Source organism: Kitasatospora arboriphila (assembly GCF_039528095.1).
GTDB classification, from domain to species: domain Bacteria; phylum Actinomycetota; class Actinomycetes; order Streptomycetales; family Streptomycetaceae; genus Kitasatospora; species Kitasatospora arboriphila.
In genome coordinates this window covers 1-601 of sequence record NZ_BAAALD010000277.1, presented here as the reverse complement: position 1 = coordinate 601, position 601 = coordinate 1, and the positions used below count along the sequence as shown (strand labels likewise).

Genomic DNA, 601 nt, shown 5'->3' with positions numbered 1-601 from the left:
GGGCAGCATATTTTCGTCTGGACCGGACGTGCCGCCACGCCTCTGCAGGAGGAGCTGCTCAGCCACTGGCAGGAGCAGGGCTTCAGCATCCATTTTCACGGCCAAAATTAAGCGCCCCGATCCGTGGTGCGGATCAGGGCTTGAGTGCTGGGTTACAGGTGAATCTGGCTCCAGGATTTGAACGTTTCGCTGCGGCTGATATTAAAAAAATCGGTTCTACCGCTGCAGCCGAGCTTTTTAATCAGATTCAGCCGGATTTGATAAATGGTTTTTATATGCAGGTTTAGCGACCGGCCAATGCTGGCGACCGCTTCGCCATTGCTGATAAGTTGAATAACTTTCTTTTCCCGCTCGGTAAACTGCACCGAGGCGCCTGGCGCCGGATGGGTTTTGTAATAGCGGGTGGGTTGATGCAGAAATATCTTTAACTCTTCCGGCGTCGAGTTGGCCGGTAAGCGCAGCATAGGCAGTTCACTAAGAAAATTAAGATCGTTGCCTTCGGTTAACAGAATAAATAATGTATCCCGCCGATTATAGTTGTGCTGCAGTACCGCGAAATAATTGTCGCTGGTGAAGAAAACATGTTTTTTGCGGAAGTAAG

2 protein-coding genes are annotated in these 601 nt (G+C 50.1%); one reads left to right on the top strand and one right to left on the bottom strand.

The window, feature by feature from the left end; genetic code table 11:
* Positions 1-9 precede the first annotated feature (9 nt).
* Entirely contained in the window at positions 10-111 is a 102-nt protein-coding gene (locus ABD353_RS40680; RefSeq protein WP_425555361.1) for a hypothetical protein, read from the top strand.
* Positions 112-152: 41 nt separating this feature from the next.
* Here ABD353_RS40680 and ABD353_RS39940 read toward each other — a convergent pair.
* Positions 153-601: helix-turn-helix transcriptional regulator (locus tag ABD353_RS39940; RefSeq protein WP_344628604.1), on the bottom strand; the 449-nt coding region annotated here is incomplete at its 5' end.